Source organism: Streptomyces sp. NPDC029296, from assembly GCF_055569255.1.
The window spans coordinates 150,409-169,468 of record NZ_JBVHXT010000013.1; the positions used below are offsets into that span (position 1 = coordinate 150,409).

Below are 19,060 nucleotides of genomic sequence, written 5' to 3' on the forward strand. Positions count from 1 at the left end.
CCCCGGCCCTGGAGACAGCGCATGCACGTCCTCGGAATCAACGCACTCTTCCACGACCCCGCCGCCGCCCTGATCACCGACGGCCACGTCGTGGCGGCGGCGGAGGAGGAGCGGTTCTCCCGCCGCAAGCACGGCAAGCGGCCCCTCCCCTTCTCCGCCTGGGAGCTGCCCGAGCGCTCGGCCCGCTGGTGCCTGGAGCAGGCCGGCCTCACCCCCTCCGATCTGGACGCCGTCGCCTACTCCTACGACCCCGTCCTCGCCCGCCCCGCCGAGGAGATGGGCCTGCACGACCCCTGGGACCACCTGCGCCAGGAGTACGCCCGGCAGGCCCCCGGCTTCCTCGCCGAGGCGCTGCCCGGACTCGACCCGGCCAAGGTGCGGTTCGTCCCGCACCACGTGGCGCACGCCGCCTCCGCCGGGCCCGTCTCCCCGTACCCCGACTGCGCCGTGCTCGTCCTGGACGGCCGCGGCGAGTGCGGCTCCCACCTGGCCGGCCGGTACACCAACCGCGAGCTGACCGTCCTCGCCACCCAGCAACTGCCCCACTCCCTCGGCCTGTTCTACGAGGACCTCACCCAGCACCTCGGATTCCTGCGCAGCAGCGACGAGTTCAAGGTCATGGCGCTCGCCTCCTACGGCGCCCCCCGCTTCGCCGCCCGGCTGCGCGAGTACGTCCGCGCCGACGACCAGGGCGGCTTCCTCGCCCGCCCGGTGCCCTGGGCCGGCCTCGTCCCGCCCCGCCCGGCCGGCGGCGCCTGGCACCAGGACCACGCCGACCTCGCCGCCAGCGCCCAGCTCTGCCTGGAGGAGGTCACGCTGGCGCTCGCCCGCCACCTGCGCGAACGCACCGGCGAGGACGCCCTCACCCTGGCCGGCGGCGTCGCCCTGAACTGCGTCGCCAACACCCGGCTGTGGCGCGAGAGCGGCTTCACCCACGTATGGGTGCAGCCCGCCGCGGGCGACGCCGGCACCGCGCTCGGCGCCGCCGCGCACATCGCCGGGCAGAAGGACACCCTGGAGCCGATGGAGACGGCCGCCCTGGGCCGCGGCTGGAGCGACGCCGAACTGCGGGCCTGGCTCGAACGGGCCGCCGTACCGTACGAGGAGCCCGCCGACATCGCCGAGACCGCCGCCGAGGCACTGGCCGCCGACGGGATCGTGGCCTGGTTCCAGGGGCGCAGCGAGTACGGGCCGCGCGCCCTCGGACACCGCTCCCTGCTCGCCCACCCCGGCAGGCCGGAGAACCTGGAGCGGCTCAACGCGGTCAAGGGACGCGAGGAGTTCCGGCCCGTCGCGCCGATGGTGCTCGCCGAACGCGCCGCCGAGATCTTCGACGGGCCGCTGCCCAGCCCGCACATGCTGTTCGTGCACGACGTGGCCGCCGACTGGAAGGCCCGCATCCCGGCCGTGGTGCACGTCGACGGCACCGCCCGCATCCAGACCGTCGACCGCGCCCGGGAACCCCTGGTGGCCCGGATGATCGACGGCTTCGAACGGCGCACCGGACTGCCGGTGGTGGTCAACACCAGCCTCAACACCGCCGGCCGGCCCATGGTGGACGACCCCCGGGACGCCCTGGAGTGCTTCGGCTCGGCCCCCGTGGACCTGCTGGTCCTCGGCCCGTTCGCGATCCGCCGGGGAAAGGCGTTCGCATGAGCGACGCGCCCGCCTACACCGTCGTCGTCCCCACGATCGGCCGGCCCTGCCTCGCCGAGTGCCTGCGCACGCTCGCCCAGGGCACCGTCGAGCACAGCCCGCACGAGGTGGTCGTCGTCGACGACCGGCCGGCGCCCGAGGGCGACCTGCCGGTCGGGACCGCCGGACAGCTCCTGGACCGGGTACGCACCCTGCGCACCGGCGGCAAGGGCCCGGCCGCCGCCCGCAACGCCGGCTGGCGCACCGTCCGCACCCCCTGGACGGTCTTCCTGGACGACGACGTCCAGGTGCTGCCGGACTGGTCCCGGCACCTCGCCGAGGACCTGCGCGCGGCCGGCCCCGACATCGGCGGCGTCCAGGGACGGCTGCACGTCCCGCTGCCCCCGGACCGCCGGCCCACCGACTGGGAGCGCACCACCAAGGGCCTGGAGAACGCCGCCTGGGCCACCGCCGACATGGCCTACCGCACCGAGGCCCTCAAGCGGACCGGCGGCTTCGACGAACGCTTCCCGCGCGCCTTCCGCGAGGACGCCGACCTCGCCCTGCGCGTCGAGCGGGCCGGCTGGGGCCTCGCCCGGGGCACCCGCGTCACCCGGCACCCGGTCCGCCCCGCCCACTGGTGGGCCTCGCTGCCCGCCCAGCGCGGCAACGCCGACGACGCCCTGATGAACCGGCTGCACGGCCGCGACTGGTGGGACCGCGCCCAGGCGCCCCGCGGCCGGCTGCCCCGCCACCTGGTGGTCACCGGCGCGGCTCTCGCCGCCGCCGCGTACGCGCTGGCCGGGCGGCGCCGCACCGCGACCGCCTGCGCGGCGCTGTGGACCCTCGGCACGGCCGAGTTCGCCCTCGCCCGCATCCTGCCCGGCCCGCGCGACGCCCGGGAGATCGCCGGGATGCTCGGCACCAGCGTGCTCATCCCCCCGCTCGCCGTGCGGCACTGGGTGCGCGGCGTCGTCCGGCACCGCAACGCCCGCCCGCTGGGAGGCGCCGGATGACGACCGTGTCCGCGATCCTGTTCGACCGCGACGGCACCCTCGTCGCGGACGTGCCGTACAACGGCGACCCGGAGCGGGTCCGGCCGCTGCCCGGTGCCCGGGAGGCCGTCGCGCTCGCCCGGTCCCACGGCCTGGCCACCGGCGTGGTCAGCAACCAGTCCGGCATCGGCCGCGGCCTGCTCACCACCGGGCAGGTCCGGCGGGTCAACGAACGCGCCGACGCGCTGCTGGGCGGGCTGGACCTGTGGCTGTTCTGTCCGCACACCCCCGAGGACGGCTGCCCCTGCCGCAAGCCCCGGCCCGGCCTGGTCCGCGCCGCCGCCGTCCGGCTGGGCGTCCCGCCCGCCGCCTGCCTGGTCGTCGGCGACATCGCCGCCGACGTGCTGGCCGCCCGCGCCGCCGGCGCCCGGGGCGTGCTCGTGCCCAACGCGGCCACCGCAGCCGGGGAGAAGCGGCGGTTCGCCGGGCACAGCGCCCCCGACGTGCTCACCGCCGTACGCGGCGCCCTCGGCGTCGCCGCGGGGAGGGCACCGGCATGAGGTCCCTCGTCGTCCGCCTCGACAGCTTCGGTGACGTGCTCCTCGCCGGGCCCGCCGTCCGTGCCGTCGCCGCCCACAGCACCCGTGTCACCCTGCTGTGCGGCCCGCGCGGCGCGGACGCCGCCCGGCTGCTGCCCGGCGTGGACGACGTCCTGGTCTGGGAGGCGCCCTGGGAGGGCTTCGACCCGCCCCCGGTCCGCCCGGCCGGCATCGACGCCCTCCTCGGACGGCTGCGCGCCGGCACCCACGACAGCGCGCTCGTCCTCACCTCCTTCCACCAGAGCCCGCTGCCCACCGCCCTGCTGCTGCGCCTCGCCGGCATCGGCCGGATCGGCGCCGACAGCACCGACCACCCCGGCCGGCTCCTCGACGTGCGCCACCGCCGGCGGCCCGGCCGGCACGAGGCCGAGGCCGCCCTCGACACCGCCGCCGCCATGGGCTTCACCCCGCCCCCGGGCGACGACGGGCGGCTGCGCGTCCTGCCGCCCCCGGACACCGGCGGCCTGACCGGCAACGGCCCCTACGTCGTCCTGCACCCCGGCGCCAGCGCCCCCGCCCGCGCCTGGAGCCCGCACCGCTGCGCCGAGGCGGTCACCCTGCTCGCCGACGCCGGGCACCGGGTCGTCGTCACCGGCGGCCCCGGCGAGCGGGACCTCACCCGGCGGGTCAGCGGCGACGCGGGCGTGGACCTGGGCGGCCGGACCTCCCCGCGCACCCTGGCCGGGGTGCTGCGCATGGCCGACGTCGTGATCAGCGCCAACACCGGACCCGCCCACCTCGCCGCCGCCGTCGGCACCCCGGTCGTCTCCCTGTTCGCGCCCGTCGTGCCGGCCGAACGCTGGGCGCCCTACGGCGTCCCCGTCATCCTGCTCGGCGACCAGTCGGCGCCGTGCGCGGACACCCGGGCCCTGACCTGCCCGGTGCCCGGCCACCCCTGCCTGGACGAGGTCACCGGCCAGGACGTGGTGCGCGCGGTGCACAAACTCACCCAGGAGCGGCCCTCATGAACATCCTCGTCTGGCATGTGCACGGATCCTGGCTCACCACCTTCGTGCAGGGCCCGCACACCTACCTGGTCCCGGTCACCGAGGACCGCGGACCCGACGGCCTCGGCCGGGCGGTGACCTGGGACTGGCCCCCGTCCGTCCGGGAAGTCACCCCCACCGCGCTGCGGGACGCCGACATCGACCTGATGGTGCTGCAACGCCCGCACGAGCCCGGCCTCGCCCGGCGCTGGACCGGCCGCCGGCCCGGCCCGGACGTCCCCGCCGTCTACGTCGAGCACAACAGCCCCGACGCCTCACCCGAACGCCAGCTCCACCCGCTCGCCGGGCAGTCGGCGATCCCCCTCGTGCACGTCACCCACTTCAACCGGCTGATGTGGGACAGCGGCCGGGCCCCCACCGAGGTCGTGGAACACGGCATCGTCGACCCCGGCCCGCTGTGGACCGGCACCGAGCGGCGCGCGGCCGTCGTCGTCAACGAGCCCGTCCGCAGGGGCCGCACCACCGGCACCGACCTGCTGCCCCGGTTCGCCCGCTCGGCCCCCCTGGACGTCTTCGGCATGCGCACCGCCGGACTCGCCGGCCACCTCGGCCTGCCGCCCGGACGCTGCCGCACCCGGGACCTGCCGCAGCACGAGCTGCACCGGGAGATGGCCCGGTGCCGCCTGTACCTGCACCCCGTGCGCTGGACCTCGCTCGGCCTGTCCCTGCTGGAGGCCATGTTCCTCGGCATGCCCGTGGTCGCCCTCGACACCACCGAGGTCCGCGAGGCCGTACCCGAGGGCGCCGGGGTGGTCTCGAACCGGCTCGACGTGCTGGAGGACGCCGTACGGGTCTTCCTCGCCGACCCCGAGCGCGCCCGCGCGACCGGCGCGGCGGCCCGGACCGCCGCCCGCGCCCGCTACGGAGAGCGGCGCTTCCTGGACGACTGGGAGCGCCTGATCAAGGAGGTCACCCGATGAGCCGCATTCCGCACTCGGCCGGGCGCGTCGCCATGGTCTCCGAGCACGCCAGCCCCCTGGCCGCGCTCGGCGGACCGGACGCGGGCGGCCAGAACGTGTACGTGGCGCAGGTCGCCCGGCAGCTCGCCAGGAAGGGATACCGGGTCACGGTGTACACCCGGCGGGACTCGGCGGGCCTGCCGGACCGGGTGACCCTCATCGACGGCGTCCAGGTGGTGCACGTGCCCGCCGGGCCGCCCGCACCCGTCCCCAAGGACGAACTCCTGCCCCACATGAGCGAGTTCGGGAACTTCCTGGCCCGGCAGTGGGCGCAGCGGCCGCCCCAGGTGGTGCACGCGCACTTCTGGATGTCCGGCCTGGCCGCCCTGGCCGGCACCCGCGACCTGGACATCCCGGTCGTGCAGACCTACCACGCCCTGGGCACGGTCAAGAAGCGCTACCAGGGCACCGCCGACACCAGCCCCCCGCAGCGCCTCGCCGTCGAGGAGGCCATCGGCCACGAGTGCGCCCGGATCATCGCCACGTGCAGCGACGAGGTGGCCGAACTGAAGGCCATGGGCCTGCCCGAGGACCGGATCAGCGTCGTGCCCTGCGGCGTCGACCCCGAACAGTTCACCCCGCTCGCGCGCACCCGCCCGCCCGGCGCCCGCAAGCGGCTGCTGGCCGTCGGCCGGCTCGTGCCCCGCAAGGGCTTCGACCGCGCCATCCGCGCCCTGGCCGGCGTCCCCGACGCCGAACTCCTCATCGCCGGCGGCCCAGAGGCCGACCTGCTGCGCACCGACCCCGAGGCCGCCCGCCTGTACGGCATCGCCCGCGAATACGGCGTCCTGGACCGCGTCACCCTGCTCGGCGGCGTCGGCCGGGCCCGCATGCCCCGGCTGATGTCCAGCGCCGACCTGGTGCTGTCCCTGCCGCGCTACGAGCCCTTCGGCATCGTCCCGCTGGAGGCCATGGCCTGCGCCACACCCGTCGTCGCCACCGCCGTCGGCGGCCAGCTCGACACGGTCGTGGACGGCACCACCGGCCTGCTGGTCCCGGCCGACGACGACCACGACCTCGGCGCGGCCCTGCGCGCCCTGCTCGCCGACCCCGGCCGGCTCGCCCGGTACGGCACCGCCGGCCGCGCCCGGGTCCTCGCCCACTACACCTGGGACCGGGTGGCCGACGGCGTGGCCCAGGTGTACGGAGCCGTGTCCCCGACCCGCTCGCTCTCGGGAGTCGTCCGATGAACACCGCCACCGGCACCACGCACTGCGACGACCTCGCCAAGGCCCTGGAGGCGTTCCGCGACCACGCCCCGCTCCTGGAGCGCTGGGGCACCGAACTCGCCCGGCGGCTCGGCTCCGGGGCCCGGCTGCTCGTCGCCGGCAACGGCGGCAGCGCCGCCCAGGCCCAGCACCTCACCGCCGAACTCGTCGGCCGCTACCGCGAGGACCGCCCGCCGTTCTCCGCCCTCGCCCTGCACGCCGACACCTCCTCCACCACGGCGATCGCCAACGACTACGGCGTCCAGGAGGTGTTCGCCCGCCAGACAGCCGCCCACGGCCGCCCCGGCGACGTGCTCCTGCTGCTGTCCACCAGCGGCGCCAGCGCCAACCTGCTGTCCGCCGCCGACCGCGCGCACCGGCTCGGCATGACCGTGTGGGCGCTGACCGGACGGTCTCCCAACCCGCTGCGACTCGGCGCGGACGACGCCCTGTGCGTCGACGCCCCGTGCACCGCCACCGTCCAGGAACTCCACCTGGTCGCGGTGCACATGCTCTGCGAGACCTTCGACCGGGCGGTCGAGCGCGGGGAGTCCGGGCGCGCGGACACGGGCGCCGACGGCAGACCGGGCGCCGACGGCAGACCGGGGGTCGTGGGGCGGCTCGTCGGCCGGGCCCGTACCGTCGGCCGGACCCCGCCCGGCACGCCCGTCGCCCCGCGGAAGGGGCAGGCATGAGCGACCCGCGCACCCCCCTGGTCGTCGTCGGCGACGCCCTGCTCGACCACGACCTGTGCGGCCGGGCCGAACGGCTGGCCCCGGACGCCCCGGTGCCCGTCGTGCACGGCACCCGGCGCAACTCCCGTCCCGGCGGCGCGGCCCTCGCCGCCTGCCTCGCGGCGGCCGACGGCCGCCCCGTCACGCTGGTCACCGCGCTCGGCACCGACCCCGCCAGCGACACCCTGCGCGAACTGCTGAAGGGCCGGGTCCGCCTGGTCGAGGTGCCCCTGGACGGCACCCTCGCCAGCAAGACCCGCGTCCTGGCCGGGGACCGGCCGCTGCTGCGCCTGGACGACGGCGAGGGCCGCGCCCGCGAGGCCACCGGGCAGGCGGTGACGGCGGTCGCGGAGGCCGGGGGAGTCCTCGTCGCCGACTACGGCCGCGGCACCGCCGACGTCCTGCGGGACGCGCTCGCCCACACCGCGGCCCCCCTCGTCTGGGACCCCCACGTGCGCGGCCGGCCCCCCGTGCCCGGCGTCCGCCTCGCCACCCCCTCCGCCCAGGAGGCCCGCGCCTTCGCCCGGCGGGCCGCCGGGGACGACGAGGCGGCGGCCGGCGAGGCGGCGGGGCTGCGCACCGCCGCCGGGGACGCCCGCGTCCTGGTCCGGGCCTGGCGGGCCCAGGCCGTCGCGGTGACCCTCGGGGAGCGCGGCGCCCTGCTCTCCCACGGCGAGACCCCGCTGCTGGTGCCGACCCCGGCCGCCGCCACCGGCGACCCCTGCGGCGCCGGCGACCGGTTCGCCGCCGCCGCGGCCGGCCTGCTCGCCGACGGCGCCCTCACCGAGGCCGCCGTCCAGGCGGCCGTCCACGCCGCCACCCGCTACGTCGCCGAGGGCGGCGCCCGCGCGGTCGCCACCCCGGACCGGGCGGAGGCGGACACGCGGGAGACCCCGGCCGACGGCGACACCACCGCCGACGCCGTGCGCACCGCCGCCCGGGTCCGCGCCGCGGGCGGCACCGTCGTCGCCGCGGGCGGCTGCTTCGACCTGCTGCACGCCGGGCACGTCGCCCTGCTCCAGGCCGCCCGCCGGGCCGGCGACTGCCTGATCGTCTGCCTCAACTCCGACGACTCCGTCCGCCGGCGCAAGGGCGACGGCCGCCCCCTCGTGCCGGCCGCCGACCGGGTACGGGTGCTGCGCGCCCTGGAGTGCGTGGACGCCGTCGCCGTCTTCGACGAGGACACCCCCGAACGCATCCTCGGCGAGCTGCGCCCGCACATCTGGGCCAAGGGCGGCGACTACGCGCGGACCCGGCTGCCCGAACAGCCCCTGGTGGAGAGCTGGGGCGGGCAGGTCCTGCTGCTGCCCTACCTCGACGGCCGCTCCACCACCGTCCTCGCCCGCCGGGCGGCCCTGACCCCCACGACGGGAGAGGGCACATGACCCCCGCACCACCGCCCTCGGCCCCGCCACGGGCCCACGGCCGCCCCGCACGCCCCGTGCCCCCGCGGCGGCCGAACCGCTCCCGGGCCACCCGGCGCATGCGGTCCCGGCTTCCCGGTTATCCGGATGTGTACGAGCCGGCCCGGCCCCCGCCGCCCGGCCCCGCCCCCGACATCCCCACCCACCCCGGAGGACCCACCCGGTGACCACTGAGCAGACCCCGCGTGTCCTGGTCCTGCGTGCGCTGGGACTGGGCGACCTGCTGGCCGGCGTGCCCGCGTTGCGCGGGATCCGGCGGGCCTTCCCCGGGCACCAGGTCGTCCTCGCCCAGCCACCGGGCCTCACCGAACTCGCCCTGGCCACCGGGGCGGTCGACACCGTGTTCCCCGCCGAGGCGCCCGGCCGGGCGGTGCCCGACCTCGGCCACTGGCCGGGACCGCCCCCCGAGGTGGCCGTGGACCTGCACGGCAGCGGACCCGAGAGCCGCGACGCCCTGGCCGCCCTGCGCCCGCGCCGGCTGCTCGCTCACGCCTGCCCGGACGGCCCGCCCTGGCCCGCCCACGTCAACGAACGCGACCGCTGGTGCGCCTTCCTGCGCGGCTACGGCATCCCCGCCGACCCCCGCGACCTGCGGCTGCCCCGGCCCGCCACCCCCTCCCCGGCCCCCGGCGCGGTCGTCGTGCACCCCGGCGCGGCCTCCGGCTCCCGCCGCTGGCCGCCGGAGCGCTTCGCCGCCGTCGTACGGTGCCTGCGCGCCGCCGGCCACCGCGTGGTCCTCACCGGCGGCCCCGGCGAGGAATCCCTGGTCCGCGAGATCGCCGAACGCAGCGGCCGGCCCGGCACCGACGTGCTCACCGGCGGCCTGCCGCCCGCCCGGCTGTCCGCCCTCGTCGCCGGGGCGTCCCTGCTGCTCAGCGGCGACACCGGCCTGGCCCACCTCGCGGTCGCCCACGGCACCCGCTCCGTCACCCTGTTCGGCCCCGTCTCCCCCCGCCTGTGGGGGCCGCCCCCGGGCCCGGACCACCTGGCCCTGTGGAAACCCGGCCCGCCCGGCGACCCGCACGGCCACGCCCCCGACGCCCGCCTGCTGCGCATCGGCACCGGCGAGGTCGCCGCGGCCTGCCTGACCCTCCTGCGGGACGCCCGCGGCCGGCGCCGGCCCACCGGACCGGAGGTGGCACATGCCCACTGAGCACGCCCCCGCCCGCCCCCGGCCGCCCACCGCCCCCGGCGACCCGCGGATCACCGTCGCCGTCATCACCCGCGACCGCGCCGCCAGCCTGCTGCGCACCCTCGACGTCCTGGCCGCGCTGCCCGAACGGCCGCCCGTCGTGGTCGTCGACAACTCCCGTGACGACACCACCCGCCGGGCCGTCGCCGGCCACCCGGCCATCGCCCGCCTGCTGCGCCCGGCCGGCAACACCGGCGCCCTCGGCCGCAACCTGGCCGCACGCCACGCCCGCACCCCCTACGTCGCCTTCAGCGACGACGACTCCTGGTGGGAGCCCGGCAGCCTGGCCCGCGCCGCCGACCTCCTCGACCGGCACCCGCGGCTCGGCCTGCTGGCCGCCCGCACCCTCGTCGGCGACGAGGCCGCCGAGGACCCCCTCAACGCCGTCCTCGCCGCCTCCCCCCTGCCGTCCGAACCGGACCTGCCCGGCCGCCCGGTGCTCGGCTTCCTCGGCTGCGCCTGCGTCGTCCGCAAGGAGGCTTTCCTTGGCGTCGGCGGCTACCACCCGCTGCTCTTCTTCGGCGGCGAGGAGACCCTGCTCGCCTACGACCTGGCCGCCGCCGGCTGGGGCATCGCCTACGAACCCGCCCTGCGCGCCCGCCACCACCCCGGCGACCACACCCGCGCCGGTCGCTCCGCCCTCGTCCGCCGCAACCACGTCCTCACCGCCTGCCTGCGCCGCCCCTGGCCCGTCGCCCTGCGCGCCGGCACCGGCCTCGCCCTGGCCGCCGCGACCGGCCGGCCCGGCGCCCCCCGCGCCCTGAAGGAGGCCGTCGCCCGGTTCCCGGCCGCGCTCGCCCGCCGCCGGCCCCTGCCCCCGCACGTCGAGCACGCCGCCCGCCTGCTCGACCGGGAAGCGGCCGGACCCCCCGGCGAAGGCGGCGCGCCATGACCGCCCGGACCGGCCCCGACGGCCGTACGACCGTCGTCGTGATCACCCACAACCGTCGCGAGGAACTGCTGCGCACCCTCGGACTGCTGCGCCGGCTGCCCGAACGGCCGCCCGTGATCGTCACCGACAACGCCTCCACCGACGGCACCGCCGAAGCGGTCGCCCGCGACTTCCCCGAAATGACGCTGCTGCGCCCCGGCCGCAACCTCGGCGCCATCGGCCGCAACCTGGCCGTCCGGCGCGTGCGCACGCCCTACGTCGCCTTCTGCGACGACGACACCTGGTGGGAGCCCGGCAGCCTGCGCCGGGCCGCGGACCTGCTGGACCCCCGGCCGCGGCTGGCCGCCGTCACCGCCCGGATCCTCGTCGAGCCCGGCGGCACCGAGGACCCGGTCGTACCCGAACTGCGCGACTCCCCGCTGCCCGGCCCCGACTGGCTGCCCGGCCCCGCGCTCGGCTCCTTCCTCGCCGCCGCCACCGTGCTGCGCACCGAGGCGTTCCGGGCCGCCGGCGGCTTCCACCCCGGCCTGTGGCTCGGCGGCGAGGAGGAGCTGCTCGCCTGCGACCTCCAGCGCCGCGGCTGGTGGCTGGCCTACGCCGGGGAACTCACCGTCCACCACCACGCCTCCACGCTGCGCGACAGCACGGCCCGCCGCGTCCTCGGCCTGCGCAACACCCTGTGGTTCACCTGGCTGCGCCGCCCCCTGCTGCCGGCGCTGCGCCGCACCGGCCACCTGATCCGCACCGTGCCCCGGGACGCCGCCTCCGTCCGCGCCTTCGCCCACGCCACCGCCGGGCTGCCATGGGTGCTGCGCCAGCGCGACCCCGTTCCGCCGGACCTGGAGCACCGGATCGCCACGCTCGAACGCGCCCGCCGGGACTCACCCGCACGGCGGTACGTCGGCTGACCGGCCCCGGGCCGCCTCCGGGAAACCCCGGCCGCGGCCGTGCGCGCGGCTTCCACGGCGCCCGGCGCGGCCCGGAGGCCGCACGCCAAGGCCCCGGCGGCCTCGGCCGGCGGCCGTGCGGCACGCGTCCCCCGCCCGGCGCGGTGGATGGCGGGCCCGGTCGCCGGGGCCTACCGTGCGAAGTGATGCCGGGGCCGGGAAGAGGCCGGGCGAGACCTCTGTGACGTCCTGTCTGGGTGATGCGATGAAACCTTCCTCCGGCCGGCCGGCCGCACCGGCCCCCCTCGTCATCGAGTCCTCCGTCGTCGAGGGGCTCCCCGCCGAGGGCGCCCTGCTGCTGCGCATGTCGGGCAGCCTGGACGCGCACGGCGCCGAGGTCTGGTCGGAGGAACTGCGCGGCCATCTGGAACAGGCCGACCGTGCCGGACTGCGCCCCGTCCTGGACATGGCCCACGTCCAGCTCGGCGGCGCCGCCGTGCTGCGCACGCTGAGCGAGACCACCCGGACCCGCACCGGCCGGCCGGACCTGATCATCGTCCGTGCCCGCCCCGGGGTGCGCGAGGCGGTGCACCTGGCCCGGCTGACCGGCGTGCGGCTCTACGCCACCCTGGACGAGGCGCTGCGCGAGCTGGCCCGCGCCGCCGCCCGGGTGGAGGAACCGCCCGCCTGGCGGTCGCAGCTGGCCGACCCGGTCCGGCCCTCGTACGAGGACCTGCACCGGGAGGTCCGCGCGCTGCGCGCCCGGGTGCGCACCGCCCCGGTGATCGGCATGGCGCAGGGCGTGCTCATGGTCCGCTACGGCCTGCCGGACTCCGGCGCCGCCTTCCGGGCGCTGCGGGAGGCCTCGCAGCGTTTCAACGTGCCGCTGCGGGTCCTGGTGTCCGCCGTGGTGGTGGCCCGCGCCCCGAACGGCGAGGTGTGGTTCCCCGGCCGCCGCCCCCTGCCCGTGCCGCAGCTGCGGATGCTGGCCCGCGGCGGCCGGGACCCCCGCTACCGCCGGCAGATGATCGACGCCGTCCTGTACGAGGCGCTGGCCATCGCCCGCGCGCCCGCCGGACACGTGCAGCTGGTGGACCCGGCGGTGAACGCCCTGGCGCCGGAGACCCACCACGGCTGCGCGGAGCCGGTCCTCGACCACCTGGCGCGCGGCCGGGGCGAGGGCACCGCCGACGCGGCGGCCCGCACCCGGGGCCGCCAGGTGAGCGTCCCCGACGTCGCGGCGGACGCGCTGCTCTCCGAGGACTGCCGGTGCGCCCTGCTGGCCGGCGGCGCCCGGGCGCTGCACAGCGTCCCGGTGCTCTCCTCGGCCGGTTCCTGCACCGGCGTGATCGGCCTGCACTGGGCGGACGCCGGCCACCGGCCCACCGCCGCGCAGGCCGAGGCGCTCGCCCTGCTGGCCGCCGACACCTCGGCCTGGCTGAGCTGGTACCACCGCTCGGTCCTCCTGGACGCGCTGGAACACCTCCACCGGGCACTGACGCACGGCACGCCGTGAACCGGGCCGCCGTGTGCGTCACCCGCGCGGTGCTGGGAACCCGGGGCCCGCACGCACCCGCACCATCCGGAGGGAGTCCGGCGCATGTCCAATCCGCAGCAGCCCGAACAGCGGCGCAGTGACAAGGGGGGCGGCACCCCGCAGGACAGCGGCGAGCTGAAGGCCCGCCAGCGGGGCGAGCCCGGCGGCGCCCGCCCGCACGGCTCGGACAAGGGCGGCAAGGGCGGGGGAGAGGGCGGCGGGGTGCCTCCGGCGCAGCAGCCGGACCACCCCTGACCGCACCCCTGCCGCTTCGCTCCGAGCCCTGTCGAACGGCCCGCCGAGGGCCGTTCGACAGGGCTCGGGCATGCATGACACGGCCCGCGCCGGGTGGTCCGGCGCGGGCCGATGCCGACGGGGGGCGTGGTGGGCGGGGCCTCGCTCAGTGGGCGCCGAGCCCACCCCCGCCGAAGGAGCCGCTGGAGCCCTTGCTCCAGCGCGGCCGGTCCTTCGACGCGCTCGGCCGGCTGTCCATGTTGGTCAGGTCGTACGGCGTGAGCGGGCGTTCGCCCTTCGCGATCCGCGGTATCTCCGCGGACTCCCGGTTCTGCCGGACCTCGTGCACCGGCCCGCCCGGCGGCATCTTGGGCTGCTCCTCCGGGCTCGGGCGCGGGGACTCGCGGTAGCGGACGCGGGAGGTCATCCAGAAGCCGCCGCCGAGCAGTGCGAGGACCGCCACGGCCACCAGGAACAGTACGAGGCTCATCAGGCCGCTCGCCGCGGCCAGCTGCATCGATGCGGTGTTCATAGAACAGGAATACCCCTCCCATAGGCATACGAATCCGGACATTGAAGGCAGAGGGGTGGAGGGTGAGGGCGGCGCGGGAGGTGTATCCGGACGTCTCCCGCGCACGCCGGGGGCGGTGGTTTGCGGCCGCCCGCCCCGGCTACCCGCCCGGTGTGACAACGCCGACTTCTCAGCAGCTCTACCGGTTCCTGGAGGACCGTTTCACCTGTGCCCAGGCGTGCACGGAGTGCGCCCGGGCGTGTGCGGTGCGGGCGAGCCTGGTCGACCCGGACGGCACCGAGCACCAGGAGCGCGTGCGCCGGCTGGGCATCATGTGCGCCGAGGCGTGCGACGCCACGTGCAGGGTGCTGGGCGAGGAGAACCAGCAGGACGAGGAGGGCATCCGGGCCCGGGTGGACTGGTGCCGCTCGGTCTGCCTGGAGTGCGCCCGTGCCTTCGACGAGCATCCCGGCGCCGAGTCGGCCGCGGCCACCTGCCGGGCCTGTGCCGAGGCATGCGCGCACTTCCTGGAACTGCTGGCCTGAGCACGCACCCCGCCGGCCGGGCCGGACGGGAACCCGGCCGCGCCCGGGGCTCACCCTTCCCGGAACGCGTCCCGGCGTCCTGCACGGCGAACCGGAACGCGGCTACCGCTCGGCGGTCGTCTCGGCCCTCGGCGGCGCCCACCACGGGATCCCACGCGCGATGACCCCCCGGCCCGGCCCGGGGATGCCGAAGGGCGCGGGGTTAGCCTTCGGGCATGGCGGCGGACCCCGGGCTCTTCACGCCCGACTCGGTGACCTGGCAGGCGCACGGTGATCCCATGATGTGGATCGCGGGGGTGCGGGCGCTGTACCTCCAGGCGCTGCATCCGCGGGCGGTGCGGGGGGTGACGCAGAACTCCGACTTCCGGCGGGACGCCTGGGGCCGACTGCGGCGGACCGCGGACTTCGTGGGCACGACGACGTACGGCACCACCGAGGCCGCCGAACGGGCCGGGGCGCGGGTGCGCGGCATCCACGCCCGGCTGACGGCGGCCGACCCGGACACCGGCGAACGCTACGGCCTCGACGAGCCCGCGCTGCTGCTGTGGGTGCACTGCGCGGAGATCGACTCCTATCTGCACGTCCTGCGCCGCTCGGGCTTCCCGCTCACCGACGCCCAGGCCGACCGGTACGTGGCGGAACACCGGGCCGGCGCCCGGCTGGTGGGGCTCGACCCGGACACCGTGCCGGCGAGCCGCGCCGAGCTGGCCGCCTACTTCGAGACGGTGCGGCCGCGGCTCGCCGCCGGCCCCGAGGCCCGCGAGGTGGACGACTTCCTGCGCCGCCCGCCGGTCCACCCGCTGCTCGTACCGGCGCGCGAGGTGCTCTGGCGGTGGGTGGCGGGCCTGGCGTACGCCTCCCTGCCCGCGTACGCCCACGAGCTGTACGGCAGACCGGCGCCCGCGCCCGCACACGTCACCCGGCGACTGCGCGCCACGGGCGCCGTCCTGCGCGCGATCCCCGCGCGGGTGCGCTGGCAGCTCCCGCCGAAGCACATCCTGCGCGCCACGGCCCGCCTCGGTCCCGGCGCGCGTCCGGCACCGCGGAGGATCCGGCCGTGATCCGCTCCCGGCTGCCGGGCCGCCCCCGGCTCTGGCCGCCGTGGATCAGCGCGTGCTACGAAGGACCATGTCCGCGAACGAGCCGACCCGCGCGTACGACGCCGTGATCGTCGGCGGTGGCCACAACGGCCTGGTCGCCGCCGCCTACCTGGCCCGCGCCGGCCGCTCCGTGCTGGTGCTGGAACGGCTGGACCACACCGGCGGCGCCGCCGTCTCCACCCGCCCGTTCACCGGCGTCGACGCGCGCCTGTCCCGCTACTCCTACCTGGTCGGCCTGCTGCCCGGGAAGATCGTGCGCGACCTCGGGCTGGACTTCCGCGTGCGCCCGCGCACCATCTCCTCGTACACCCCGGTGGAGAGGGCCGGCCGGCCCACGGGACTCCTGGTCGGCGGGGGCGAGCGGCGTACCCGGGAGGCGTTCGCCCGGCTGACCGGCGGCGAGCGCGAGTACACGGCCTGGCGGCGCTTCTACGGCATGACGGGCCACGTCGCCCGGCGTGTCTTCCCCACCCTCACCGAACCGCTGCCCGCCCGCGACGACCTGCGCCGCCGCATCGACGACGAGGCCGCCTGGCGGGCCCTGTTCGAGGAGCCGGTCGGCGTCGCCATCGAGGAGACGTTCGCCGACGACCTGGTGCGCGGCATCGTCCTCACCGACGCGCTCATCGGCACCTTCGCCGACGCCCACGACCCCACCCTGGTCCAGAACCGCTGCTTCCTCTACCACGTCATCGGCGGCGGCACCGGCGCCTGGGGGGTGCCCGTCGGCGGGATGGGCGCGCTGACCGACGCGCTGGCCGCGGCGGCCCGCTCGGCGGGCGCGCGCATCGCCACCGGACACGAGGCGGTCCGGATCGACACCGACGGACACACCGCCGAGGTCGCCTACCGCACGGCCGACGGCGTCGGCACCGCCGCCGCCCGGCACGTCCTGGTGGGCGCCTCCCCGCACGAACTGGCCGCCCTCACCGGCGACCCTGCGCCCGAGCCCGCCGAGGGCGCCCAGCTCAAGGTGAACATGCTGCTCACCCGGCTGCCCCGGCTGCGCGACCCCGGCACCGACCCCCGCGAGGCGTTCGCCGGCACCTTCCACATCGCCGAGGGCTACCGGCAACTGGCCACCGCCCACGCCGAGGCCGCCGCCGGCCGGCTCCCCGCCGCCCCGCCCTCGGAGATCTACTGCCACTCCCTGACCGACCCCACCATCCTCGGCCCCGGCCCCGCCGAACGCGGCCACCACACGCTCACCCTGTTCGGCCTGCACACCCCCGCCCGGCTCTTCGACCGGGACAACGACGCCACCCGCGAGGAACTGCTCACCGCCACCCTCGCCCAGCTCGACGCCCACCTCGCCGAGCCGCTCGCCGACTGCCTGGCCACCGACGCCGACGGCCGCCCCTGCATCGAGGCGAAGACCCCGCTCGACCTGGAACGGGACCTGCGGCTGCCCGGCGGCCACATCTTCCACCGGCCCCTGTCCTGGCCCTGCGCCGAACCGGGGCAGGGCCGTTGGGGAGTGGAGACCCGGCACGCGAACGTCCTGCTGTGCGGGGCGGGAGCGGTGCGCGGCGGCGGGGTGAGCGGGGTGCCGGGCCACAACGCGGCGATGGCGGTACTGGAAGCGGACCCGTCCCCGCGCCCCGGCCCGGTCAGTCGGCCGACTCCCGCCAGCCCACCGCCGTGAGCCGCGCCGCGTCCGCCGGGCGCGCCCCCTCGAACAGCACCGCCCCGCCCGCCTCCACGCGCAGCGCGTCCACGTACGCGCCCCGGCCGACGTACCGCGGGCCGGTGGTGTACCGCCAGCGCAGCACCAGGCGCGGGCCGGCCGGCAGCTCGGCGGCCACCCGGTGCCAGACCCGGCCCGACCAGCCGGACACCGCGCCCGCCGGGTGGTCCTCGGGGCCGGCGCCGGGCCGGACGGTGGTGAAGGGCACCGGCCGCCAGGTGGCGCCGCCGTCCGTGGTGGACTCCAGCACCAGCTGATCGGCGCCAGGCTCGGTGTCCCACCACAGGGCGCAGCGCAGCCGGGCCGCGCCCGGGGAGGTGTCCAGTGCCGGGAGGGTGAGCGTCGCGGCCGTGGCGTTCGCCATGCCCGCGAACCAGGCCGAACGGCCCCGCGCCGGGCGGACCGGCACCGCGCGGGCGAGCCGGTCGCCGGCCGCCACCCGGGGAGCGGAACCGGAGCGCCAGGTGCGCACGGGGTGCACGGAGTTGCCGAGCACGACGAGGAACGAGTCGGTCGAGGGGTCGAGCACCAGCGAGGTGCCGGTGAAGCCGGTGTGGCCGGCCGTGCGCGGGGTGGCCGTCGCCCCCATGTACCAGTGCTGGTACAGCTCGAAGCCGAGGCCGTGCGCGTTGCCGGGGAAGGCCGTGTTGAAGTCGGTGAACATCAGGTCCACCGACTCCGGCCGCAGGATCCGCGTCCGGCCGTAGCGTCCGCCGTCGAGCAGTGTCCGGCCGAGCACCGCGAGGTCCCAGGCGCGGGAGAACACCCCGGCGTGACCGGCGACACCGCCCAGGCTGTACGCGTTCTCGTCGTGCACCTCGCCCCACACCAGCCCGCGGTCCAGCCCCGACCAGGGCGTACGGGCGTCCTCGGTGGCCGCGATCCGCGGCTTCCAGGAGGCGGGCGGGCGGTAGCGGGTGCCGTCCATGCCGAGCGGGCCGGTGATCTCCTCGCGCAGCAGCGCGTCCAGCGGGCGGCCGGTGACCGTCTCCAGGACGAGGCCCAGCGTGATCAGGTTCAGGTCCGAGTACAGGTAGGCGGCGCCGGGCGGGCTGACGGGGGCCTCGTCCCAGAGGAGCCGGAGCTTCGCCTCGCGCGTCGGCGCCGTGTACAGCGGCAGCCACGCCCGCAGACCGGAGGTGTGCGTCAGGAGCTGACGGACCGTCACCTCCGCCTTGCCCGCGCGGCCGAAGTCCGGCAGGTACGAGGCGACCGTGCCCTCCAGGCGCAGGGTGCCCCGCTCGATCTGCTGCACGGCGAGGAGCGAGGTGAACAGCTTGGAGAGCGAGGCCAGGTCGAACACCGTGTCCCGGGTCGTCGGCAGCTGCCGGCCGGGCGGCAACTCGACGCCCGTGTCGGTCTTCTCGTCGTAGCCCGAGTAGCGCACCGCCATGCCGATCGGCTCGTGCAGGGCCACCGTGGTGCCGCGCCCGGCGAGCAGGACGGCACCCGCGTACCAGGGCCGGCGGGGGGAGGGGCCGAGGAACGCCTCGGCGTCCGCGACGAGCCGCCGCAGGTGCGCGGGGAGCAGCCCGGCGCGTTCGGCGGAACCGTGCCGCAGGGTGGCGCGGCGGCCGGGGGAGGCGGGCGCGGCGGCGGCCGGCCCCGCCGGGAACGCGCCGAGGGCCAGCGCGCCGCCCGCCGCCAGGGAGCCCGCGACCAGCCGCCGCCGGCTCGGCCCGCCCGGTGCTCCGCCTGCCAGGTCGTCCGTCATCGCCCGCGGCCTCCCGCCTGAAAGAATCTTTCCGGACCCGCCCCGCACCGTGAAACCTTCCTGTCGGGCCGGGGGCGTGTCAACGGGGCGCGGCAGCCTCCCAAAATTCTGATGACTCATCAGAAAAGGTTCGGAAAGGGGCATCCGTCCTCCTCGAGGCCGAGTCCGTGGCCAAGCCGCCCCCGGGCCACGCGTCCGGA

The 19,060-nt window shown here is 77.3% G+C and carries 18 protein-coding genes; 16 read left to right on the forward strand and 2 right to left on the reverse strand.

The features are described 5' to 3' along the window. The first annotated feature begins 21 nt into the window (after window positions 1-21). From ACZ4W9_RS14215 to ACZ4W9_RS14275, 13 genes are all read left to right on the forward strand, one after another. Complete coding sequence (locus ACZ4W9_RS14215; protein WP_467935510.1) at window positions 22-1,656, forward strand: carbamoyltransferase family protein; 1,635 nt, start codon at window positions 22-24, stop codon at window positions 1,654-1,656. Continuing rightward, window positions 1,653-2,651, forward strand: a complete 999-nt coding sequence (locus tag ACZ4W9_RS14220; protein WP_467935511.1) for a glycosyltransferase family 2 protein — start codon at window positions 1,653-1,655, stop codon at window positions 2,649-2,651. Before ACZ4W9_RS14215 ends, ACZ4W9_RS14220 begins: the two co-directional genes overlap by 4 nt. Then, window positions 2,648-3,190: a D-glycero-alpha-D-manno-heptose-1,7-bisphosphate 7-phosphatase gene (locus ACZ4W9_RS14225; RefSeq protein WP_467935513.1), complete on the forward strand. Its 543-nt coding sequence runs from the start codon at window positions 2,648-2,650 to the stop codon at window positions 3,188-3,190. The genes ACZ4W9_RS14220 and ACZ4W9_RS14225 overlap by 4 nt, the downstream gene beginning before the upstream one ends. Then, complete coding sequence (locus ACZ4W9_RS14230; RefSeq protein ID WP_467935514.1) at window positions 3,187-4,197, forward strand: glycosyltransferase family 9 protein; 1,011 nt, start codon at window positions 3,187-3,189, stop codon at window positions 4,195-4,197. Before ACZ4W9_RS14225 ends, ACZ4W9_RS14230 begins: the two co-directional genes overlap by 4 nt. After that, window positions 4,194-5,156 carry a glycosyltransferase gene (locus ACZ4W9_RS14235; RefSeq protein WP_467935515.1) on the forward strand — a complete coding sequence of 321 codons (963 nt, stop codon included), beginning with the start codon at window positions 4,194-4,196 and terminating at the stop codon, window positions 5,154-5,156. Before ACZ4W9_RS14230 ends, ACZ4W9_RS14235 begins: the two co-directional genes overlap by 4 nt. Further along, window positions 5,153-6,385: a glycosyltransferase gene (locus ACZ4W9_RS14240; protein ID WP_467935516.1), complete on the forward strand. Its 1,233-nt coding sequence runs from the start codon at window positions 5,153-5,155 to the stop codon at window positions 6,383-6,385. The genes ACZ4W9_RS14235 and ACZ4W9_RS14240 overlap by 4 nt, the downstream gene beginning before the upstream one ends. Next, the gene (locus tag ACZ4W9_RS14245) at window positions 6,382-7,098 is read left to right on the forward strand and encodes a D-sedoheptulose-7-phosphate isomerase (protein ID WP_467935518.1); all 717 of its coding nucleotides are present in this window, start codon (window positions 6,382-6,384) and stop codon (window positions 7,096-7,098) included. The genes ACZ4W9_RS14240 and ACZ4W9_RS14245 overlap by 4 nt, the downstream gene beginning before the upstream one ends. Continuing rightward, the gene (locus ACZ4W9_RS14250) at window positions 7,095-8,522 is read left to right on the forward strand and encodes a PfkB family carbohydrate kinase (RefSeq protein WP_467935519.1); all 1,428 of its coding nucleotides are present in this window, start codon (window positions 7,095-7,097) and stop codon (window positions 8,520-8,522) included. The genes ACZ4W9_RS14245 and ACZ4W9_RS14250 overlap by 4 nt, the downstream gene beginning before the upstream one ends. Before the next feature lie 202 nt (window positions 8,523-8,724). Continuing rightward, the gene (locus ACZ4W9_RS14255) at window positions 8,725-9,714 is read left to right on the forward strand and encodes a glycosyltransferase family 9 protein (RefSeq protein WP_467935520.1); all 990 of its coding nucleotides are present in this window, start codon (window positions 8,725-8,727) and stop codon (window positions 9,712-9,714) included. Then, window positions 9,704-10,645 carry a glycosyltransferase family 2 protein gene (locus ACZ4W9_RS14260; protein WP_467935521.1) on the forward strand — a complete coding sequence of 314 codons (942 nt, stop codon included), beginning with the start codon at window positions 9,704-9,706 and terminating at the stop codon, window positions 10,643-10,645. Before ACZ4W9_RS14255 ends, ACZ4W9_RS14260 begins: the two co-directional genes overlap by 11 nt. Then, entirely contained in the window at window positions 10,642-11,553 is a 912-nt protein-coding gene (locus ACZ4W9_RS14265; RefSeq protein ID WP_467935523.1) for a glycosyltransferase family 2 protein, read from the forward strand. The genes ACZ4W9_RS14260 and ACZ4W9_RS14265 overlap by 4 nt, the downstream gene beginning before the upstream one ends. Window positions 11,554-11,797: 244 nt before the next feature. Next, on the forward strand, window positions 11,798-13,048 hold the full coding sequence (locus ACZ4W9_RS14270) for an ANTAR domain-containing protein (RefSeq protein WP_467935524.1): 1,251 nt from the start codon (window positions 11,798-11,800) through the stop codon (window positions 13,046-13,048). Between the two features lie 84 nt (window positions 13,049-13,132). Continuing rightward, entirely contained in the window at window positions 13,133-13,324 is a 192-nt protein-coding gene (locus ACZ4W9_RS14275) for a hypothetical protein (protein WP_467935525.1), read from the forward strand. A gap of 145 nt (window positions 13,325-13,469) precedes the next feature. Here the strand turns inward: ACZ4W9_RS14275 and ACZ4W9_RS14280 are convergent, their stop codons facing one another. After that, window positions 13,470-13,835, reverse strand: a complete 366-nt coding sequence (locus ACZ4W9_RS14280) for a DUF6479 family protein (RefSeq protein WP_467935526.1) — start codon at window positions 13,833-13,835, stop codon at window positions 13,470-13,472. A gap of 152 nt (window positions 13,836-13,987) precedes the next feature. Here ACZ4W9_RS14280 and ACZ4W9_RS14285 point away from each other — a divergent pair, with 152 nt between their 5' ends. The 3 genes from ACZ4W9_RS14285 (at window position 13,988) to ACZ4W9_RS14295 (ending at window position 17,104) form a co-directional block, all read left to right on the forward strand. After that, window positions 13,988-14,359, forward strand: a complete 372-nt coding sequence (locus ACZ4W9_RS14285) for a four-helix bundle copper-binding protein (RefSeq protein ID WP_467935528.1) — start codon at window positions 13,988-13,990, stop codon at window positions 14,357-14,359. Window positions 14,360-14,574: 215 nt separating this feature from the next. Beyond that, a complete protein-coding gene (locus ACZ4W9_RS14290; protein WP_467935529.1) occupies window positions 14,575-15,420 on the forward strand; it encodes an oxygenase MpaB family protein in 846 nt (281 codons plus the stop codon). Between the two features lie 67 nt (window positions 15,421-15,487). Continuing rightward, on the forward strand, window positions 15,488-17,104 hold the full coding sequence (locus ACZ4W9_RS14295) for a phytoene desaturase family protein (RefSeq protein WP_467935530.1): 1,617 nt from the start codon (window positions 15,488-15,490) through the stop codon (window positions 17,102-17,104). Here the strand turns inward: ACZ4W9_RS14295 and ACZ4W9_RS14300 are convergent. Further along, complete coding sequence (locus ACZ4W9_RS14300; RefSeq protein WP_467935532.1) at window positions 17,070-18,860, reverse strand: serine hydrolase domain-containing protein; 1,791 nt, start codon at window positions 18,858-18,860, stop codon at window positions 17,070-17,072. The genes ACZ4W9_RS14295 and ACZ4W9_RS14300 overlap by 35 nt on opposite strands. Between the last annotated feature and the right edge of the window lie 200 nt (window positions 18,861-19,060).

Excerpts from the sequence above, each read along its gene's own strand:
- ACZ4W9_RS14215 (WP_467935510.1), top strand. The coding sequence starts at position 22 with ATGCACGTCCTCGGAATCAACGCACTCTTCCACGACCCCGCCGCCGCC.
- ACZ4W9_RS14220 (WP_467935511.1), top strand. The coding sequence starts at position 1,653 with ATGAGCGACGCGCCCGCCTACACCGTCGTCGTCCCCACGATCGGCCGG.
- ACZ4W9_RS14225 (WP_467935513.1), top strand. The coding sequence starts at position 2,648 with ATGACGACCGTGTCCGCGATCCTGTTCGACCGCGACGGCACCCTCGTC.
- ACZ4W9_RS14230 (WP_467935514.1), top strand. The coding sequence starts at position 3,187 with ATGAGGTCCCTCGTCGTCCGCCTCGACAGCTTCGGTGACGTGCTCCTC.
- ACZ4W9_RS14235 (WP_467935515.1), top strand. The coding sequence starts at position 4,194 with ATGAACATCCTCGTCTGGCATGTGCACGGATCCTGGCTCACCACCTTC.
- ACZ4W9_RS14240 (WP_467935516.1), top strand. The coding sequence starts at position 5,153 with ATGAGCCGCATTCCGCACTCGGCCGGGCGCGTCGCCATGGTCTCCGAG.
- ACZ4W9_RS14245 (WP_467935518.1), top strand. The coding sequence starts at position 6,382 with ATGAACACCGCCACCGGCACCACGCACTGCGACGACCTCGCCAAGGCC.
- ACZ4W9_RS14250 (WP_467935519.1), top strand. The coding sequence starts at position 7,095 with ATGAGCGACCCGCGCACCCCCCTGGTCGTCGTCGGCGACGCCCTGCTC.
- ACZ4W9_RS14260 (WP_467935521.1), top strand. The coding sequence starts at position 9,704 with ATGCCCACTGAGCACGCCCCCGCCCGCCCCCGGCCGCCCACCGCCCCC.
- ACZ4W9_RS14265 (WP_467935523.1), top strand. The coding sequence starts at position 10,642 with ATGACCGCCCGGACCGGCCCCGACGGCCGTACGACCGTCGTCGTGATC.
- ACZ4W9_RS14270 (WP_467935524.1), top strand. The coding sequence starts at position 11,798 with ATGAAACCTTCCTCCGGCCGGCCGGCCGCACCGGCCCCCCTCGTCATC.
- ACZ4W9_RS14275 (WP_467935525.1), top strand. The coding sequence starts at position 13,133 with ATGTCCAATCCGCAGCAGCCCGAACAGCGGCGCAGTGACAAGGGGGGC.
- ACZ4W9_RS14280 (WP_467935526.1), bottom strand. The coding sequence starts at position 13,835 with ATGAACACCGCATCGATGCAGCTGGCCGCGGCGAGCGGCCTGATGAGC.
- ACZ4W9_RS14290 (WP_467935529.1), top strand. The coding sequence starts at position 14,575 with ATGGCGGCGGACCCCGGGCTCTTCACGCCCGACTCGGTGACCTGGCAG.
- ACZ4W9_RS14295 (WP_467935530.1), top strand. The coding sequence starts at position 15,488 with ATGTCCGCGAACGAGCCGACCCGCGCGTACGACGCCGTGATCGTCGGC.
- ACZ4W9_RS14300 (WP_467935532.1), bottom strand. The coding sequence starts at position 18,860 with ATGACGGACGACCTGGCAGGCGGAGCACCGGGCGGGCCGAGCCGGCGG.